We start from the raw sequence: 20,710 nt of genomic DNA, 5'->3' as shown, positions 1-20,710 counted from the left end.
TAGGTAACCACTAGCTTAAACTATCCATATCATGAGCTATTAATAGCTTAAACCATTAGTAATAAAGCTTGAATCGGGTGCTTCATCTTTTCACCTTCTAAACGCTTAACTTGACTACGACAAGAATAACCGGTCACTAAGCAACGTTCTTTAGGTAAATTCTGCATTTGTGGCTGCCAACTTAAATTATAAATATCCTTCGACATTTCGAATTTATCCAGTTCATGACCAAACGTACCCGCCATTCCACAACAACCGACTGAAACTGTTTCTAACACGCCCCCAAAAAACTTAAAGATAGTTTGCCACTCTTTTTCTGCATTGGGCATTCTAGTTTTTTCGGTACAATGAGCAAAAAGGTGCCATGGTTCAAGCTGAGAAGGTTTACCCACAGGGAAACTATCCAGTTGATTAAGCAAATACTCATGCGAATTTAGAACTTGGAATTCGCCTCGGTCCTCACCTAAAATGTCCACATATTCATCTCGATAACACAGCACAAGTGCAGGGTCGACACCAACCATCGGAATGTTAAGCTCGGACACCTCATTTAAAAAACTCGATGTGGTTTTAGCTGTATTAGTAAATTGTTTTAAAAACCCTTTGATGTGTTGTGCTTTTCCATTCGGTTTAAATGGTAATAACACTGGCTTTTTACCTAACCTTTCTAACAATGAAACAAAATCAGCAACCACATCAGCATCATAAAACGAAGTAAATGGGTCTTGAACAATAAGGACATAATCATTACGTTCTTGTAGCGACAGTTTCTGCAACTGTTGCATATCAAATTTGATACCACTAGTTTTCGCAAGGTACTGCTTTAAGGTGGGTTTTGAAAGCAGTGGAGCATCAATATAACCAACCGTTTTCGCTGTTAAATTTTGCACCCACTTTTGACTCAGGACACCATTAACTGCTACTGGTATTTTTGCCATTAACGGCAGCATGGTTTCAATATTAGCAACCAAATAGTCTTTTGCTGGACGCTGATAACGCGAATAATAGATATTTAAGAAACGCGAACGGAAGCTCGGTACGTCGACTTTTATCGGACACTGAGTACCACACGCTTTACAAGCTAAACAGCCATTCATCGCTTCATAAACTTCATGAGAAAAATCATACTCATGTTTTTTATTCAAACTATTCCTTACTCGATCTATCATTACTTTGATACTAGGACTCTTACTCAATGTATCGTTTTCTAGATCGAGAATATCAACTCCCTGCTCTGTCAACTGACGAAGCCATTCACGGACTAAACCTGCTCGCCCTTTGGGTGAATGTCGTCTATCTGCGGTAACCTTCATAGATGGGCACATTGGTGAGCTAGTGTCGTAATTAAAACATAAGCCATTACCATTGCACTCCATAGCTTGTTGAAAGCTATCACGAACTTGGACGCTGATCTGCCTATCATAGTAGGCACGTTTAGTGTCAGCCACTTTGACTAATTCTGCTGCACTCTCTAATGGAGTACATATCTTGCCCGGGTTCATCTTATTCATCGGGTCAAAAGCAGTTTTTACGCGACGTAACTCTTGGAATAACTCCTCACCAAAAAAAGCAGGACCATACTCAGAGCGATACCCTTTACCGTGTTCACCCCACATTAATCCACCATACTTGGCGACAAGAGCGACAACACGATCAGAAATTTCTTGCATCAAATTTTCTTGCAATGGGTCACAAAGATCTAATGCAGGACGTACATGCAGTACGCCGGTATCAACATGCCCAAACATTCCATAGTAAAGACCTTTACTATCTAATAGTTGACGAAATTCAACAATGAAATCAGCTAAATTCTCTGGAGGCACACAGGTGTCTTCAGTAAAGGCGACCGGTTTTGCTCTTCCTTTGGTTGCGCCTAGTAAACCTACTGCCTTTTTACGCATACCATAAATTCGACCAATACTCGCTAAATCATCACAAACCTGATAGCCGATCACACCATTTTCTTGATTAGCCATCATGACTTCTAACTGTTCAACCAGTGAATCAACATGTTGAGCAATCGTTTGGCTATCATTCCCTGCAAACTCAACTATATTAATTCCCAACATCTGTTTGCCTGGCACATCTAAAATCAAATCTCGCACCGAATGCCAAACAATATCTTCTCTAGCTAAATTCAACACTTTTGAATCAATCGTTTCTACTGATAACGCGTTCGCCTTAACCAAAAAAGGAGCGGTCCTTAACGCAGAGTCAAAGCTATCATATTTAACATTAACCAAAGTTCTCACTTTTGGAATAGGTGTTAGATTGAGCTTGGCTTCGGTTATAAATGCTAATGACCCTTCTGATCCACAAAGTACGCGGGTTAAGTCGAACTCATCGTCGTCATTCAACGCATTTTTCAAATCATAACCAGTAAGGAATCGGTTTAAAGGTGGAAATTTTTCAACAATTTGCTGTCTTTTCTCCCGACACACTTTTTCAGCTACTTGATAAGCTTGGTAAGCATATTCATCCACCTCTGGTTCACCACGAGAATGATCCGTTTCAAAAATTGACCCATCAGCAAACACCGCTTGCAACGATAAAACATGATCTGACGTTTTACCGTACATCAATGAACCTTGGCCAGATGCATCAGTGTTGATCATCCCACCTACAGTAGCTCGATTACTGGTAGACAAATCAGGCGAGAAAAAATAACCATAAGGGCGCACGGCATCATTCAAACTATCTTTAACAATACCAGTTTGAACTCTCACCCAACCTTCTTCTGGGTTTATCTCCAAAACTTTGTTCATATAACGCGAAAGATCGACGACGATACCTTTGGTTAATGACTGACCATTGGTTCCAGTACCTCCACCTCTAGGCGAAAAAGTAATACGGTCATAATCTGAATGCTTACTCAATTTGGTAATTAAGCTGACATCTTCAGTCGTTCTAGGATGTACCACCGCTTGTGGAAGTTGCTGATAGACGCTGTTATCAGTGGCAACCGCAAGTCGACTTGAATATTGGGATTCAATATCACCAGCGAAACCTTCCGATTCTAACAATTGCAAATACTTTAAAACCAGAGGATCAACACTATTTTGATTCTCTAATCTAGGCAGTTTCGTCGTTGTTAGTTTTGCATTGAAAGGCTGATTATTAGACGATTCGTTTATATTATTTATTTTTTCTACATTGCTAGACATTGGTGCTTCCTGTCCTTTACTACACTGTTTCCTACATACACTGTTTCCTACAGCTCAGTGTGCTTTAACAGTGTTAAATTTTGATTCTTGTCACTTTACATCATATGACTATTGAACAAAACACTATTCCTAGTGACCTAAGCAATCTTTTTGCTCATAATCAATACTCACTATTGCAAAACATTATGAGAATAAAAACTATGAAAAAAACCAAGGTCGTCACAACTGAAGATATTTTACTCAAGCTCTGTCAATCTGTGTCCAGCGTGTTAAGCACTGCGACTAATACTAATATCCAGTACTCTGCAATGGTACAAAAAATCAACAAGACCTGTCTGCGTCCAGATTTTGGCTGTTTTGTTCTATTTGATGGCGGCTTTTCTGGCTTGGTTATTATTAACTTTACCTCACAAGCCGCATTAGAAATCTATACTCAGTACATGAGAAATATGGGCATGCCAGAAGAAGAACTTGCGATATTACACACTTCAAATGAAGTAGGCGATGTTCTTGGAGAGCTCACCAATCAACTGGTAGGAGATTTTACCAATAAAATTCGTAATGAATTAAAAACTAATATCACCCAAAACCAACCGAAAATGCTAGCAATCAATAAGCAAGTAAAGATTTCTGTAGATACAGACTTAGATCGTCCACAAGCAAGAAGAGTTAGCTTTTCAACCGCAGCTAACAATATTTTTTATCTAGAACTCGCGATGGATAAAACTGAATTTATTCAAATGGAAGAGTTTGAGATAGAAGAAAATCAATGTCCCGACGCTATACTAGAACAAGAACAGACTAGACAAGTTAGCCCAACTAAATCTACACGAGATGTGGACAATGATACAGCGAATGATTTATTGGATGAGCTGGGTATTTAACCCACGAATAAGTCATTCCTATGTGGAGAAATTAAAAACTGTTGATTTACAAATTTGTCTACTTGTAAGCGTTAAGTGTACTTTATCTCTTAAGTAAAACTAGGTAAAATGACCGACTTTCAAAATTTAAGCCCTGTCTAAAAAGTAGGTTCATGGATAAGCAGAAAGCCCTAAAGAAAATTGCAAAATGCCTCGAACTAGGTAACTCAGCCAATGTAAATGAAGCGGCTCAAGCAATAAAAATGGCTCATAGATTGATGATTAAGTATGGTCTAGATAAAGACGATATTGAATTTATCAAAATGGGCAAAACTCAATCTTCTCATCTTTTACCCGCGAGTATAAATTCAACCATTTTGCGGGTAATTAGAGGTATTAACACTAAATTTGGTGTAGAAGCAGTACTGCTCAATCATAAAGGATTAAAGAGAGTAGAGTTTATTGGTGAGGCAGATCGCGCAATTTTCGCCGCTTTTGCTTTTGACATTGTTTATCGTGAAATGAATGAACATACAGGCCAATTTAGAAACAGCTTTAGTGGAACAGGAACCAGTACCACTGAAGTAACAAAACGTGTCAATTCTTTTGTTTCTGGCTGGGTTGAAGGTGCGCTAGAAAAACTACCTGAAATTGCCCCAGATGATGACTCAAACAGCAAGATCAATAACTACATTGATCGTGAATTTAAGAATATCGATCGTGAAACCTTTAAGCAACAACTCAGAGATGCGATGAAAAATATTACCAAAGACTACGAAGTCGGTCTCAAAAAAGGCAGAAAACTTTCCGTCAACCGTCCAGTTGACGGCGGCAAAGCACCTAAAATGCTTAAATAATAGAATACGCTGTCTAAACTAAAACAATGAGGCTATAAAGATTAAATGAGACACTATCGATTAATCATAATCAGCCTTTGTTTTTTCTTAAACACGATATCGTTATCAGTAGCAGCAATAAACAATGAAGCACTTGTTACTCTTGCAGAATCTGGAGATGCTAAAGCGCAAATTCAGTTGGCTAAGCAATTGAAAGGAGATAAAGCTAATGAACAAGCACATTATTGGCTGCTGAAAGCTGCACTAAAGGGCGATAATGAAGCAATATCCGAGCTGGGAAAGTTATTTGAATCCGACAGTAACGGAATATACAGTACTCTTTCATTAGCTAAAAATTGGTATTTAATCGGCAATGAGCGACAACTAACGGAATCTGAACAAGGGTACGCGCGCGTATTGGAGTCCCAATTTAACAATAAAAGAGCAAAGCAAGTCGCTTCTATCTCTACCCTTGACCAACAAATAGATGATGATCTAGCCCAATTAGAAGCCCAGCCGACTCTACCCGCAATAGATACAACAAGTACCCTAAACGCGAATTACCTTATTACCTCGTTACTAATTATTTTTCTCCTACTTTATATTTTTGTAAAGCGATTTTATCGAAATAAAAAACATAGCAAAGCGACTAGTCTCAATTTGCAGATTGCAGAACAAAATAAAAAAATTAAAACGTTACAGAAACACCTTTCACTTGCTCATTCACGATTGAAAAAGAATCAGGATAATATAAACAAAAGCAAGCAAGAACAAAACCTGTCCATCGCTTGCGCAGTCTTAGGCTATCGAGCGCCTTACGTCCCTAGTGAAAAAGAAATCAAACTAAGATACAAAAAACTCAGCCGAATTTATCATCCAGATGCAGGTGGTAGTGATGAAGAGATGCAGCGATTAAACGCAGCAGTGAAGGCTATTAGTCACTATTTAAAACAACAAACAAAAAAGTAACAAAAATTTAACATTTAATTGTGTTTTATGTCATAATTCACCGCAAAAATAGCACCATAGTAAATCGATAGCATAAATCGATTGCAGCAAACAAAAGAAAACTATTGGAGAGAATGTAATGTCAAGTATCGAAGGCAACTGTGATTGGTGTAATAAACGCAGTTTACTCACTCGTCATGAGTACATAGATGGTAAATTTCATCACTCTTGTGAAGAATGCAATGATTTAGCCAGAATCGATGTGAATTTATTTAATACAGATGAACTAGCCTTAAGAAATAAGTTAGCCGAAGGTTACTAATAACTAACCTAAATAATTTGAATTCTGAATAACCTAAGCTTGCCAATGTTACGCTTTATCGCCACATGTCGTTTGAAAAGTGCCCATATTTAAAATCAGAAGTTATAAATTGTCATGCCAAGATAGATTGCCTTATTTAGAATTCAACTCAGTTAAATTACCCAGTCGACAAACTACACACTGTATTTAAGCAACCGTCCTCCTGTTAGTTCTCTTAGCATATACTCTTCACCGTTACGTTATTGCTAACCTTTTTCTATTGCAGAATCACTTAATAAAACACATGTACCCTGCATTAATTGTAAATAGTCATTGCCTTAATGCGTATCCAATAAACCACTTAACCTAAATTATCACCATATCAGGTTATTATTTAGACAAAAATATGCTTGCATAACAAAGAAAACTATACTACTGTTTGTTTATACAGTATGTACAGGGATACAGTAATATGTTTGATAGCAATGCATTTGAAAGTCATATATTTAAAAATAACCAATTTGAGAAAAGCCAAGTTGGCACTAATACAGACTCGAATAATTTCGCTGATATTAACCAAGCAACAGAGGCGAAAAATTCAGTTAATTCTATCTATTCTGCATTAGCGAGCTTGTCTAATAGAAAACAATGGATTCTATATACTGCTAACTGCCCTCGCCCTATTCATGCTGAATTGATCAAACATGACATTAATTGTAATACCATTATCCATATGAAACCGTCATCTCTATTTTGCGAAGAAGAGATCGTAATTAAGGCCATAAAAGCAGGTACCGCTAGTGCGATTGTGGCAAGTTCAGGAATTGAATATCACTCTAGGAGCAGAATTAACACCTTAGCGAGTATTAAAGGATGTGCTGTATTTTATTTAGGGCAAAATCCCGAGCAAAGCAAATTGTGCCACTAAATTTGAGTTGTACTGCGGCGTTAATAGTATGTTTTAGTACTTAAATTCACCGCAATCGTTTGCTTTTTCTGTGGCAGTCAAATCTAGTTCTGGTATTATGCGCCCATATTTTGAAGCATATACTTAAGGAATATCTTGATGAGTCTCGCTAACCAAGTTCTCGCTGTAAATGATGATCTTCCAATTAGAACCGATACACCCGTTCACAGTGGTAAAGTTCGTTCTGTTTACTGGTTAACAAAAGAAGACAGTAAACGCTTAATCGAGCAAAAAAACTATAACGTTTCTCCAGATGCTCCTCTTGCGATAATGGTTATCAGTGATCGTATTTCAGCGTTCGACTGTATTTGGCAAGGTGAAGGTGGCCTTAAAGGTGTTCCTGGAAAAGGGGCAGCATTAAATGCAATTTCTAATCACTGGTTTCAATTATTTAAAGACAATGGCTTAGCAGATAGTCACATTCTAGATATTCCTCATCCTTTTGTCTGGATCGTTCAAAAAGCCAAACCAGTTATGATTGAAGCAATTTGCCGACAATATATTACCGGCTCTATGTGGCGCTCTTATGAAAAAGGAGAACGTGAATTCTGCGGTATTGAGTTACCAAACGATTTAGAAAAAGACAAACCCTTAAATGAATTATTAATTACCCCATCGACTAAGGGGATTCTTAAAGGTATTTCTGATGTACCAGAAGCAGATGACGTGAATATTTCACGAAAAAATATTGAAGATAATTTTTCTGCATTCAATTTCTCTAATATTGAAGATATTGCACTTTATGAACAATTACTTAAACAAGGCTTCAATGTCATTAGCTCCGCTCTTGATAAAGTAGACCAAATATTTGTAGATACAAAATTTGAATTTGGTTACGTTACTGATCGCAATGGTATTGAAAAACTGATTTATATGGATGAAGTTGGTACCCCAGACTCATCTCGGATTTGGGATAAATCCGAATATGAAAAAGGAAATATTGTTGAAAATTCAAAAGAAGGATTCCGACAGTTCTTGCTTAATTACTTTCCCGAACCAGACATTTTATTAAACAAAGAACGCATGCCAGAAAGAGCTGCGCTTGCAAAAAATAATGAATTACCACTGGAAGCATTAATGAAAGTATCGCAAGTCTACATCGAGATTGCAGAAAAAATAACCAATAAAAAAATAAAACTTAGCAATAACCCTAAACAAGAGATTATCGATATTTTACGTAATGAATATGATTTGATTGTTTAGTCTTCTTATGCAAATCATTTAAACTAAAATGCAGTCGGCAAGGGATACTCTAGCGATAGGTGTCCCTTACGTTTTAATCACATAGGTATCGTCACTTAAGTAACAAGCTTAAAGCCAATCAAAAAATAACAATAAGTTGATCTTTCTTTACATGCCATACTTTTACATTGGTCTGCTCTATAATTGTATTTATTTGCTGAATGTCTAACTCATAAGGCATCATAAGATGCAATTCTTCTATTCCCTCATGACGAGCAACATTCACCAAGTTAATAATATTAGTCTCATCGCTTGAGCTGGCTGATAAATTATTCAGAGCTAATTTCCACAGTTTATCATTAGGTTCACATTCTTGATTGGCTTTGCCCTTCCATTCGCTACAAAAAGCCAAAATCGAAGAATAAAAGCCATCAATAAAAGTCCATTTTTGTTTGCAACTTTCGCCCAAAAACAATGTGTAATCAAACACTGCTATTGTGTTTTCGTGCTTTTCCATTATGCCCCCACGCTATCGCGTTTAAACAACATGCTGTTACTATTAAACAGCACACAGTTACTATTAAACAACAAGCAACATATGGCAATAGAATATAAGACAATAATCTGTTGTTTGAACCCAACGGTACATAAAAGCATATCAACAACAACCTCTTAACACTATTCCTACAGGAATGATATTTTTTGGTCTAATACAACACGAACAAGAGGATATTTGATAGAATCGGTAAATATGGAATAACGTACAGTTGATTATAAATTATGTTGGATTTTTTCTCACCATTAGGTAGTTACTTAATACCTTACGTTGCTGAAATTTCAGTCGCTTTTATTGCCTGCATGTTGGTTATTCTTGGTGGAGACATTAACCATTTCACGCGCAGAAAGATGGTTAGACAACATTTCATTGTGCGTACATTAGCCTTCATATTACTTAACGCTTTTGGTTATGGGTTAATTATTATCAAAGTATCACCTTACTTAGCTCGATGGCTCAAAACATTAGATAGCGGAATCTTATTTATTTCAGTTATCATTTGTTTTATTGTCATAGGCATGTGGGCACAGAAAAATCGTCACGTATAATACGTCATTAGGACACTGAAATTTGACTAGAACACCGCGAGTAAAACCTGCGCAATATTTATCAAACAAGCAATATCTGTCTGGTAAAATATCGGTACGAACCTTAGCTATTAGTTTATTATTAACGCTTATGCTATCGGTGGTGAGTATTGTGTTGGCTGATCGTATTTTTAGTTGGACGACTCAAAACAATATATATACCAAGCCATCGAATTTGCCCAATTACGATGTTGCCATGGTGCTAGGAACTAGCAAATACCTTGGTAAAGTCTTAAATGATTACTATGCTAATCGAATTAACGCCGCTATTACTCTATTCAAAAACGATAAAGTGGATGATTTTCTGTTAAGCGGTGACAATGCTCATCGCTCTTACAATGAACCTTGGACAATGAAGCGAGATCTATTAAAAGCAGGTGTTCCCGAAGAAACCATTCATTTGGATTATGCAGGCTTTAGAACACTGGATTCAATCGTTCGAGCTAAGAAGATATTCGAGGCAGATGAATTTATTATTATCACCCAGAAGTTCCACTGTGAAAGAGCACTATACATTGCGAAACACTACGATATAGAAGCAGTCTGCCTTGCTGTTCCAGGGCCACAACAATATTCCGGCATTTCGGTCAGATTTAGGGAAGTATTTGCTCGAGTTAAAGCATTGCTTGATTTATACGTCTTCAGGACCCAACCTAAATTTTTAGGCCCAAAAGAGCCAATAAAACACATTAGCACAGCAACGGCACAAACAAACGCAGAATTTGTAGAGACAGAATCAGTAAGTGAAAAACATCAAAATAAAGTCGATATAGAACCTAGTAACACCAGCACAAACAATTAGCTTTGATTATAAATTGGAATAAAAAGAATAATAGAGAATAAGCGACTTTTCAGCGAAAACGATTACTAGAGTAACGCGACGGTTTAAACTGACAAAGTTACCAATTTAATACGCAGATTGTCTTTAAACTAGCACTCATATTCCCTACAATCACAACAAAAATAAATTATCATTTTGGAGTTAGCTCAATGAAAGAAGTAAAACACAGTAAACTATTGATATTAGGCAGTGGTCCAGCAGGTTATACCGCGGCTGTCTATGCGGCAAGAGCTAATCTAAAACCCGTTTTAGTTACTGGTTTACAACAAGGTGGGCAATTAACTGAGACAACTGAAGTCGAAAACTGGCCTGGCGACGCTGATGATTTAACTGGTCCATCTCTAATGGAACGCATGAAAGAACACGCTGAAAAATTTGAAACGGAAATTATATTTGATCATATCCACACCGTCGACTTTCAAAATCGCCCTTTTCGTCTTGAAGGAGATAACCTTACTTACACTTGCGATGCATTGATTATTTCAACCGGATCGTCGGCAAAATATCTTGGTTTAGAGTCTGAAGAAGCTTTTAAAGGGCGTGGAGTATCAGCTTGTGCAACCTGTGATGGGTTCTTTTACAAAAATCAAAAAGTCGCAGTAATCGGTGGAGGTAATACCGCTGTAGAAGAAACTTTATATCTTGCTAACATTGCTTCCGAGGTGCATTTAATTCACCGCCGTGACGGGTTTAGAGCTGAGAAAATCCTGATGACTCGTCTAATGGAAAAGGTAAATAATGGTAGTGTAATTCTACACACCAACCGAACACTTGATGAAGTCCTTGGTGATGACATGGGCGTGACTGGATTGCGCTTACAAGATACCCAAAGTGATTCATTAGAAGAAATTGATGTAATGGGGCTTTTTGTCGCAATCGGTCATCATCCGAACACTGACATATTCAATGACCAACTAGAAACAAATAATGGGTATTTAAAGGTAAAATCTGGATTAAATGGCAATGCAACTCAAACGAGTATTGAAGGTATATTTGCCGCTGGCGATGTAATGGATCAAAACTATCGACAAGCCATTACCTCTGCAGGGACTGGCTGTATGGCCGCATTGGACGCAGAACGATACTTAGATTCGCTAACTGACAGCAATGCAAGTGAATAACAGCTTATTATCAAAACCTTATAAACCAACGGTATTCCCGTTGGTTTTGTTTTTGTATAATCACTCTTTGGTCTAACACATACATGATTTGAAGATTTTCCAAACAATTATTTGTTTCAAAAAAAGATAGTTGTTTTAGAAAACAAATAGTCATAATGAAAAGAAGTCTTATAACTACATGGATAAATCAAAACAGCGAGATCTTAATAAGTGGCTTAAACTGCAAAGCAAGCTAGCGAAACGCTGGCTAGTTATTAGTATTTCTTTAGGTTTGTTATCAAGTCTGTTTTTGCTCATTCAAGCTGCACTACTTGCTTCAATTCTACATCAATTGATTATTGAAAATGTCGATAAACATACCCTCATCCCCTACTTCGTTGGTTTAGTCTCCGCTGTTATTGGACGTTCTATCTGTACTTGGGGACGAGAAATTGCAGGATTTCGAGCGGGAGAACAGATTCGGATTTATATTAGGCAGCTCATTTTAGATAGATTGAGAGTGTTAGGGCCTGCTTATATTAAAGGTAAACCAGCAGGAACTTGGGCGACATTACTACTAGAACAAGTCGAAGATATGCAGGACTTTTTCGCACGCTATGTCCCGCAAATGTCTTTATCTGTATTAGTTCCACTTGTGATTTTAGTGGTCGTTTTTCCGACTAACTGGGCTGCTGGACTTATTTTTCTTGTCACCGCACCATTAGTGCCATTATTCATGGCTTTAGTCGGAATGAAAGCGGCAGATGCAAACAAGAAGAACTTTAAAGCGCTGCAACGTTTATCTGGTCATTTTTACGACCGATTACAATCAATGACTACTATCCGCTTGTTTAATCGAACTAAAGTCGAGCAAGAAACTCTTCACGGTGCTTCCGAAGTATTTAGAACACGTACTATGGACGTTTTAAAAGTCGCCTTTTTATCATCGGCAGTATTGGAATTTTTCACTTCAATTTCGATTGCAATAACCGCTGTTTATTTTGGTTTTAGTTACATTGGTGAACTGAACTTTGGTTTCTATGGCACGGGTATTACTCTTTTCTCTGGCTTATTTATTTTGATTCTAGCTCCTGAGTTTTATCAACCGCTGCGTGATCTTGGTACTTTTTATCATGCTAAGGCACAAGCAGTAGGAGCAGCAGAAAGTATTGTGGAATTTTTAAGTACCGAAGTGGCGGAACAACATTCCGGGACACAACCAATACCAAACTCTGAGACCATTCATATTATCGCTAACGATTTAATCGTTAAAAGCCCAGAAGGTAGTCAATTACTCGGACCGGTTAGCTTTACGCTCCACGCCAACAAGACTACTGCCCTAGTTGGCCCCAGTGGTGCGGGCAAAACGAGTTTAATTAATGCTATCTTAGGTTTCTTACCTTATGACGGAAGTTTAAAAATTAATGGGTTAGAACTTAAAGAGTGTGATTTAGTTGATTGGCGTGACCAAATTAGCTGGGTTGGACAAAATCCATTGCTATTACACGGTTCGATTCGAGACAATATCACATTAGGTAATAGTGACGTTTCTGATAGTGTGATCAACACGGTTCTAGAACAATCCTTTGCTACAGAATTTGTGAGTCAACATGGATTAGACTATCAAATTAATGACCGCTCTGGAGGGTTATCCGTTGGGCAAGCACAACGGATTGCATTAGCCAGAGCTATGTTACAAAAAGGTCATTTCTGGCTATTAGATGAACCAACTGCAAGCTTAGATGCTAGAAGTGAAAAACTGGTTATGAGAGGATTAGAAAACCAGATCCAAACAAAAACGACGCTTATCGTAACTCATCAATTATCTCAGCTTAAGAATGTTGAACAAATCATTGTATTGCAATCTGGACAAGTCGTTGAATTGGGTAACTACACCGATTTACGACACAGCGACGGACTGTTTGCCACTATGTTAAACGCTAAAAACACGGTAGTTGAAAGCGAACAAGGAGACCTCGATGCGTGAGTTATTACCTTATCTAAAGCTTTATAAAAAACACTGGTTTGGGTTATCTGTTGGTATGTTGCTCGCTTTTGTTACTATGTTTGCCTCAATAGGATTGCTCACCTTATCGGGTTGGTTTATTTCTGCATCCGCCATTGCGGGGTTAACCATAGCAAGAGAAACGTTTAATTACATGTTGCCGGGAGGAGCAGTACGAGGTTTAGCGATGGGAAGAACCGCAGGACGCTGGGGTGAACGAGTGGTTAGCCATAACGCGACATTTAAACTATTAACAGAACTTCGAGTATTCTTTTTCACCAAGCTTGCGCCTTTAGTGCCAGGTCGTGTAACCAATTTACGCGACGGTGATCTGTTAAACAGATTAGTCGCAGATGTAGACGCAATGGACCATGTCTATTTACGCTTGTTGAGCCCTATCGTGGTTAGTGCTTTTAGTATTATTACTCTTACCGTATTTTTGAGTTGGTTTGATGTCATTCTTGGTCTAACTCTCGGTTTTATTTTATTGTCAATATTGCTGATTTGGCCAGTTATTTTTTACAAGCTTGGTAAACATAACGGGCAAAGCCTAACCAATAATAAATCGCAATTACGAGTCACCTCTCTCGATTGGTTACAAGGTCACAGCGAACTGGTTTTATTTGCTGCTGAAGAACGTTATCGCAACGCCATTTTAGAGTCTCAGAAAAAACTGATGCTAAACCAATATGTGAATGCCAACCTTACTGGTATGGCTAGCAGCTTACTAATTTTAGTTAATGGCCTCACACTAACTCTTATATTGTGGTTAGCGGCTGATGGTGTTGGTGGTAATCCTCCTGATCCATTAGTGGCATTATTTGCTTTCGCCACTATGGCTAGCTTCGAGTTATTAATGCCTATCGCTGGCGCCTTTCAGCATTTAGGTCAGACCATAACCTCCGCACGTAGACTTAACGAAATTATTCTGGCTGACCCTGAAGTGGTCTTCCCTAGCCAAGGTGACCTGGTTTCGAACCAATATGACATTACATTTAATAATGTCAGTTTTACTTATGCTGACACGACACAAAGCGTCATTAACAACCTAAACCTAGAAATAAAAGCGAATTCACGTTGCGCAATATTAGGTCAAACTGGTTCAGGTAAATCAACACTTCTACAGCTACTTTGTCGTTACTGGGATGTGAATAGTGGCTCCATCACCCTTGCATCTACTCCACTAAATAAAATTAGTGAAGTGAATTTACGCAAAGCGATATCGGTTGTTAGTCAACGCGTTGATATACTGAACGGCTCACTTAGAGACAACTTAATAATGGCAAAAGAACAAGCTTCAGATGCTGAACTTATCAAGGTTATCGAACAGGTAGGTCTAGCAACATTGCTATCAGATAACGGTATCGATGTTTGGTTAGGTGACGGAGGTAGACAACTTTCTGGCGGCGAAAAAAGACGCATTGGTATTGCTCGTGCGATATTACATAACGCGCCGATAATTCTATTGGATGAGCCGACTGAAGGGTTAGACCAAAAAACAGAACAACAAATAATGGATCTATTTGAGCAGCATTTCAAAGGTAAAACCGTCGTCTTTATCACTCACAGATTGATTGGTTTAGAGACCATGGATCAAATTTGTTTAATAGAGGAAGGTCGCATAGTGGAACAAGGCACACATAAACAGCTACTTTCTCTACAAGGTCGATACCATCATTTACATCAAACGTTATAACAACACGGGTATTTCGCTGATTAAGTGATAGGTACAATATGATATCTATATAAGTAAGTTAATAAGTTAATAAACTATATAAAAAGACAGCCTCACAATTTCAAATTGCGAGGCTGTCTTTTTATAAAACTAATCTATACTACACAAAATACTATCGTGGCTAGCAACTTTGTTTATGCGTATTCAGCTTCAAACTTCTGCATAAAATCAACTAAAGCCTGTACACCTTCAAGTGGCATTGCATTGTATATCGAAGCTCTCATTCCACCTACCGCTCTATGCCCTTTGAGCGCTTTCAAACCAGCTGCATCAGCCAGTTGTAAGAATGTACTATCCAGTTCTGGTTTAGCAAGTTGAAAAGGAACATTCATTAAAGAACGATTATTCGCATGTACCCTATTGGTATAGAATGAAGAATCATCTATCGCTTTATACAATAGTTCTGCTTTACGAATATTGATTTTTTCAATAGCTTCAACACCACCACTTTGTTTTAACCACTTAAATACCAATCCTGATAAATACCAAGCAAATGTTGGTGGCGTGTTGTACATCGAGTCTTTTTCCGCAAGGACCTTATAATTAAGGATGCTCGGCAGAGTTTCGGTGGCCAAATCGAGTAAATCATCCCTAACTATCGCGATACAAATGCCCGCAGGCCCAATGTTTTTTTGAGCACCAGCATAAATAACCCCATACTTGGATACATCAATACGACGAGATAAAATAGTCGATGACATATCGGCGACAATCGGTTTATCTGTCACTGGTAATTCATTTATTTCAATACCATCAATGGTCTCATTTGGACAGAAATGAACATACGCGGATTGTTCAGATATTTTCCAGTCCTGTGCTGGCAAAACAGCGACTTTATTATCAATGAGACATTTGGCATCAAACACATCAGGTTGGCAGTATTTTTTAGCTTCCGCTATAGCGCTTTCAGCCCAATAACCAGCATCAATGTAGGTGGCAGTTGATGCGTTTCCAAGTAAGTTCATCGGCACGGCTGAAAACTGAGCTCGCGCTCCGCCTTGACAAAACAACACTTTATAGTTATCCGGGATATCAAGTAAATCTTTCAAATCTTGTTCTGCATCTTCAGCTACTTTGATAAATTCTTTACTACGATGGCTGATTTCCATAACAGAAGTCCCAAGCCCATTCCAGTCAACAAATTCGGATTGCGCTTTTTCCATTACCGCTTTAGGTAAAGCAGCAGGCCCGGCACTAAAATTATAAATGGTTCCCATGATATTTTTTGCTCCTGCTTATTTTATTTCTTGTAGACTATCGTTTTTAAATTCTATTTCTAGTGAACGGTATATTTTTACAAACTAGATATTTTGTAAACATGCAGCAGTAATAGCATGTTTTTAAGCGTAGAAAAAGCATAAAAAAGAGGCTTAATCGCCTCTTTTCAATAAAACCGTTATTTATCTGTGCTTATCACATCATGGACAGTAATAACATCATCAATGGTATCTCTTGGCCATTAGCAAATACAATTTTACCATCAAGGATTTTAGCTTCACTTTTATAGCCATTTTCATCCGGTTGAATAAATTCCATTATCACTAATTCATCGACACCCTCTTGCATATGAGGATACGACTCTATGAATTCGTTTGAAATATAACTGTTAAAGTCACCAGTAAACGATGGAATAATCTTGCTAAAATCCTGGCTTACATTACTGGTACCTTGAGGGATCTCTAGTAACCAATCTAAACGGAAAACACCCTTACCTTGGGTAATATTCAGTTCGTTTAATTTGATCTTAAACCCTCTATTAAACAGTTGGTCAATTAAGGGGGTTGATTTCGTAATAAGCGCATTATCAATCGCTGCGTTTGATTGATATAAGCCAACCAATCCCTCAAAAGCATTTTTATCTAAGTAACCAAGTGTAAAATCAAATTTAGCTGAATCTAATTGACCTTGATTCGACACCATATTTTCAACCGTAACAAGATGGTTAGTATCCAATCTTTCTTCGTTGTGATCGGTAGAGGAGCTAAACTTATAGCTAAAATTAGTGGCACTTACTTCTACGCTACCATCAGGTAATAATAACGCAAAATCAGCAACATTAATCAGCTGTTCGCCTTGCCAAAAACTATTGTCTTTCTTGCCTTTCGCCGAACCAGTTATTGATGAAATGTTCCAACTTTCACCGGAATCAAAATGTAACTGGACAGTAGGAATATCAAACATAACATCGATTTCACCTAAAACCGTGGCTTTACCTTGAATTTTAGATGCGGCAACATAAATAGATGAGTTCAATGTATCAGGAATTGGATAATTAATGTTATCGATATCTAATGTAAAATGCGTGTTGCCATTAAGCTGTGTAACAGAAGATAAGACCGCAGGGATTTGATCAAAATCGACAAATTCGGTAACAGAATCAACTTTAATGACACCATGTTGAATAGAGTGCTTTAAGCTGAATACTGTCGGCAAGCCATCATTAATAAACTGTTGTTTCAGTGTAGGATCAATAATTTCATACCTAGTAGTGGCTAGCGCAGATAAATAGTGGCGATCATAATCAACCACTTTTGCGGTAAATTGCTCATTGTTAAGCGCCGCTATACCATCTGTCAGTACCTTTTGCGCTATCTGGCCAACCGCAAGTGGCCAACACGCAACCAAAACCAATACACCACCAACCGCGCCAAACTTTTTTATCTGTTGCATGAGTTCACTTATCGTTGTCTGTAAAAATGAGTCTAATTTCGTTAACTATAACGTGATTAACTATAACTTAAAACCTTGAGTTAAATCAGAGTTTTTATCCATGCTAAGGGTGAGAGTTTTACTTAGCTCCCATCTATCATCGATGAAAATTGCTACATTAGTAAATAAAACATCGTGAGGTAACTGTGACTCAGTATGTATTGCTCTATCTAGATAATGATCCTATATCAGTCGAAACATTAAGAACTGAGTTAGCGGTTCTATCGACTCATTTTGATATTTGTTGTGTTGATGCTCCAGAAGAAGCACTTCAAACTCTGGAATATGTGCAAGAAAATGGACAATTGGTTGCTATGGCAATTGCAGCTTCTAGCCAATCATTTGATGCCGCAGACTTCCTAATACAACTTGATCGTTCCGCACACACCAAAGATGCACGAAAAATTTTGGTCAGTGACGGTGAGGATATTGAAACCATTCTAATGGCAGTAAATGAAGGACGTTTAGATCACTGTTTAACTAAACCTCTTAAAAAACACGCGATATTAGAAATTGCCCAAAAAGAACTGACCACCTTTATTTTAGGTACGCCAACCGATAACTGGCTTGATTACAGTACCGTATTAGACCAATCGCGGATTTTAAGTGCTCATATTGATAGTAAACTCGACTCTTATCGTTCGGGCTTTATCCATGATTTTCATCAATTAAGTGATTCTTATTTGGCCGATCAGTTCATTGGCGCTTTACTAAAATTTTTTGCAGAAAAAGACGATACGCGAGCATGTAGAACCTATTCTGCCGATCACTTATTAACGGTAGAAGGTGAACCTAACGAGTTTTTATGGTTTATTGTAGAGGGTGACGTCGCACTTTATAAAGCGGATGATTTAGCCATACAAAGAGAAGTAGTTCGCCACTCTAAAGGCAGTCTCGTTGGAGGGATGTCATTTGTAACCGGCGAACTCTCGTTTTCGACGGCAATTACGCTGACTAAAACCAAAGTGATAAAATTAGATAAAAATGTGTTCTCTGAAGTACTTCATTCTAATAGTGAACTTCTTCCACTTTTTACCAATATTTTACTCCGTCATTTCAACAGACGATTACAAAGAAGTATCAAAACTAAATTGGAGTTACAAAGAACGTATGAATCTTTAGAAACCGCTCATCAACAATTAATTGAACGGGAGAAGATGGCAATGCTTGGTCAACTTGTAGCAGGTGTTGCACATGAATTAAACAACCCTATTGCAGCCATTCTACGAGGAGCGGATACATTAACTAGTCAAATAGACCAACTGATTCATTCGCCATTACCGGCTTCTCATCAAGAACTAGGAGCAAATATATTACGAGAATCAATGCAGTCACGTCCAATGTCAACTTCAGAGATTCGCCAACAAACCAAAGAAATTTTGCCTAATATCAACGATAAACAATTAGCAAAAAAAATTGTTCAACTCAATCTTCATCACAATCTAAACGAAATTATTCAACTTGGAAAAGAGAGCAAAAATCTAGCAACCAGTATAGCAGGATTAGAGAAGTACCATATTGCAGGCTCAACACTTCGGTCAATTCAAGTGTGTGCCAAAAGAATTGCCGATATGGTGAAAAGTTTGAAAGGGTATGCCCGACAAGACAACGAAGTAATGCATGTTATCGATATCCACGAAGGCATAGAAGATACGTTAGTTATTTTTGAAAACAAACTTAAACGGCATACGGTTATCAAAGAATATCAAGATTTACCCAATATTTTATGTTTAACCAACGCGATGCAACAAGTTTGGACTAACCTAGTTTCTAACGCTATTGATGCTTTTCCTGACAAAGGGTGCTTGAAGATAACGTCTGAACAAGAGATTAAACAAGGATCTCTGTACGCAAAAATAACATTTGAAGACAATGGTTGCGGTATACCAAAAGAACAACAAGACAAAATATTTGAACTAAATTACACGACGAAGAAAGAAGGCAATTTTGGCTTAGGAATTGGTCTGTCAGTTTGTCATCAAATACTGGCTCAACATGGTGGTTGGATAGACGTAGAATCAAGCCCAAACCAATATACTAAAATGATTGTGTGGTTACCGTTTCAACCAGCAAATGCGGTCGTAAATACAGATAAGGAAATAAGATGAATAAATATCTCATTCTATGTGTGGATGACGAAAGAGAAGTTCTGGATAGTGTAGTACAAGATCTTTCTGAGTTTGAAGACAACTTTATTATTGAGGGAGCAGAATCGGTAGCAGAAGCACGAGAAGTCATTCAGGAGTATATTAACGACAATATCAAGTTAGCCCTTATTCTTTGTGATCATATTATGCCAGAACAAACGGGTATAAGTTTTCTCATCGAACTAAATCATGATGAACTAACCAAGCCAGCACGCAAACTGTTACTCACTGGCCAAGCCGATTTAGAGGCAACGGTTGAAGCAGTCAATAGCGCCAGCTTAGATTTTTATATTGCGAAACCTTGGCATGGCAACGAACTTGTCGCTACTCTGAAGCAACAATTAACACAATATATGATCGAAAATGAAGCAGATATTATGCCATGGGCTCGCGTTCTAGATACAGAAAAAATCTTTAATGCCTTAGCAAGCAAACGTAGCCAGTTTGGTGAATAGCGTGTAAATAAACAGGCCATTGTCTGCTTAAGTAATAACGCTAATCGTTATCCCCAAAACCATTAGAGTTGCATTAAGGCGACAAGAGAGTGCAGTATCATAAGTATAGGTAAGCTATACGATTGGGGTGAACGAACACAGACAACAAAGATGCATGTTCAAGGGTAACGGGTCTCTATTTACTAAGTATAAACACATGCCACTTGATTGTTATTTAACCACACAAAATAATATTATCAATTTTTTTGGTGACTTGATGCAATTAAATATTATATCGTAGTACCAATACTCAAGCTTATTTACTCCATCTCGAT

17 protein-coding genes are annotated in these 20,710 nt (G+C 37.8%); 13 read left to right on the top strand and 4 right to left on the bottom strand.

The genetic code is table 11. The annotated features are described in order from the left end of the window. Positions 1-47: 47 nt before the first annotated feature. Complete coding sequence (locus tag R3X26_RS07795; RefSeq protein ID WP_317716661.1) at positions 48-3,164, bottom strand: FAD-binding and (Fe-S)-binding domain-containing protein; 3,117 nt, start codon at positions 3,162-3,164, stop codon at positions 48-50. Between the two features lie 200 nt (positions 3,165-3,364). Between R3X26_RS07795 and R3X26_RS07790 the strand changes: the two genes are divergently transcribed. The 6 genes from R3X26_RS07790 to R3X26_RS07765 all read left to right on the top strand — a co-directional run bounded on the left by R3X26_RS07790 (position 3,365) and on the right by R3X26_RS07765 (position 8,282). Beyond that, complete coding sequence (locus tag R3X26_RS07790) at positions 3,365-4,048, top strand: DUF3334 family protein (RefSeq protein WP_317716660.1); 684 nt, start codon at positions 3,365-3,367, stop codon at positions 4,046-4,048. Positions 4,049-4,200: 152 nt separating this feature from the next. Further along, on the top strand, positions 4,201-4,884 hold the full coding sequence (locus R3X26_RS07785; protein WP_317716658.1) for a DUF2786 domain-containing protein: 684 nt from the start codon (positions 4,201-4,203) through the stop codon (positions 4,882-4,884). A gap of 45 nt (positions 4,885-4,929) precedes the next feature. Then, a complete protein-coding gene (locus R3X26_RS07780) occupies positions 4,930-5,832 on the top strand; it encodes a hypothetical protein (protein ID WP_317716657.1) in 903 nt (300 codons plus the stop codon). 118 nt (positions 5,833-5,950) lie between these two features. Then, the gene (locus R3X26_RS07775; protein WP_317716656.1) at positions 5,951-6,133 is read left to right on the top strand and encodes a hypothetical protein; all 183 of its coding nucleotides are present in this window, start codon (positions 5,951-5,953) and stop codon (positions 6,131-6,133) included. Positions 6,134-6,584: 451 nt separating this feature from the next. Continuing rightward, positions 6,585-7,040: a hypothetical protein gene (locus R3X26_RS07770; RefSeq protein WP_317716655.1), complete on the top strand. Its 456-nt coding sequence runs from the start codon at positions 6,585-6,587 to the stop codon at positions 7,038-7,040. 138 nt (positions 7,041-7,178) lie between these two features. Beyond that, entirely contained in the window at positions 7,179-8,282 is a 1,104-nt protein-coding gene (locus R3X26_RS07765) for a phosphoribosylaminoimidazolesuccinocarboxamide synthase (protein ID WP_317716654.1), read from the top strand. A gap of 118 nt (positions 8,283-8,400) precedes the next feature. Here R3X26_RS07765 and R3X26_RS07760 read toward each other — a convergent pair whose 3' ends face one another. Beyond that, positions 8,401-8,778 carry a transporter gene (locus R3X26_RS07760; protein WP_317716652.1) on the bottom strand — a complete coding sequence of 126 codons (378 nt, stop codon included), beginning with the start codon at positions 8,776-8,778 and terminating at the stop codon, positions 8,401-8,403. A gap of 263 nt (positions 8,779-9,041) precedes the next feature. Here R3X26_RS07760 and R3X26_RS07755 point away from each other — a divergent pair, with 263 nt between their 5' ends. The 5 genes from R3X26_RS07755 (at position 9,042) to cydC (ending at position 15,046) form a co-directional block, all read left to right on the top strand. Then, a complete protein-coding gene (locus R3X26_RS07755) occupies positions 9,042-9,365 on the top strand; it encodes a DUF3392 domain-containing protein (RefSeq protein WP_317716651.1) in 324 nt (107 codons plus the stop codon). A gap of 130 nt (positions 9,366-9,495) precedes the next feature. Then, complete coding sequence (locus R3X26_RS07750) at positions 9,496-10,206, top strand: vancomycin high temperature exclusion protein (protein WP_317716822.1); 711 nt, start codon at positions 9,496-9,498, stop codon at positions 10,204-10,206. A 188-nt stretch (positions 10,207-10,394) separates the two neighbouring features. Continuing rightward, positions 10,395-11,366: a thioredoxin-disulfide reductase gene (gene trxB, locus R3X26_RS07745; protein ID WP_317716650.1), complete on the top strand. Its 972-nt coding sequence runs from the start codon at positions 10,395-10,397 to the stop codon at positions 11,364-11,366. Positions 11,367-11,544: 178 nt separating this feature from the next. Further along, positions 11,545-13,332 carry a heme ABC transporter permease/ATP-binding protein CydD gene (gene cydD / locus R3X26_RS07740; protein ID WP_317716649.1) on the top strand — a complete coding sequence of 596 codons (1,788 nt, stop codon included), beginning with the start codon at positions 11,545-11,547 and terminating at the stop codon, positions 13,330-13,332. Then, positions 13,325-15,046, top strand: a complete 1,722-nt coding sequence (gene cydC, locus R3X26_RS07735; RefSeq protein ID WP_317716648.1) for a heme ABC transporter ATP-binding protein/permease CydC — start codon at positions 13,325-13,327, stop codon at positions 15,044-15,046. The genes cydD and cydC overlap by 8 nt, the downstream gene beginning before the upstream one ends. A 173-nt stretch (positions 15,047-15,219) precedes the next feature. Here the strand turns inward: cydC and serC are convergent, their stop codons facing one another. After that, positions 15,220-16,302 (bottom strand): 3-phosphoserine/phosphohydroxythreonine transaminase, encoded by a 1,083-nt coding sequence (serC, locus tag R3X26_RS07730; RefSeq protein ID WP_317716647.1) that lies wholly within the window; start codon positions 16,300-16,302, stop codon positions 15,220-15,222. 196 nt (positions 16,303-16,498) lie between these two features. Further along, complete coding sequence (locus tag R3X26_RS07725; protein WP_317716646.1) at positions 16,499-17,755, bottom strand: DUF945 family protein; 1,257 nt, start codon at positions 17,753-17,755, stop codon at positions 16,499-16,501. Positions 17,756-17,940: 185 nt separating this feature from the next. Here R3X26_RS07725 and R3X26_RS07720 point away from each other — a divergent pair, with 185 nt between their 5' ends. Then, positions 17,941-19,902 (top strand): ATP-binding protein, encoded by a 1,962-nt coding sequence (locus tag R3X26_RS07720; RefSeq protein ID WP_317716645.1) that lies wholly within the window; start codon positions 17,941-17,943, stop codon positions 19,900-19,902. Further along, positions 19,899-20,396 carry a response regulator gene (locus R3X26_RS07715; RefSeq protein ID WP_317716644.1) on the top strand — a complete coding sequence of 166 codons (498 nt, stop codon included), beginning with the start codon at positions 19,899-19,901 and terminating at the stop codon, positions 20,394-20,396. Before R3X26_RS07720 ends, R3X26_RS07715 begins: the two co-directional genes overlap by 4 nt. The last annotated feature ends 314 nt before the right edge of the window (positions 20,397-20,710 follow it).

The organism is Vibrio sp. TH_r3 (assembly GCF_033101115.1).
In the GTDB taxonomy this organism is placed as follows: Bacteria; Pseudomonadota; Gammaproteobacteria; order Enterobacterales; family Vibrionaceae; genus Vibrio.
This window is presented reverse-complemented; position numbering and strand designations above follow the sequence as displayed.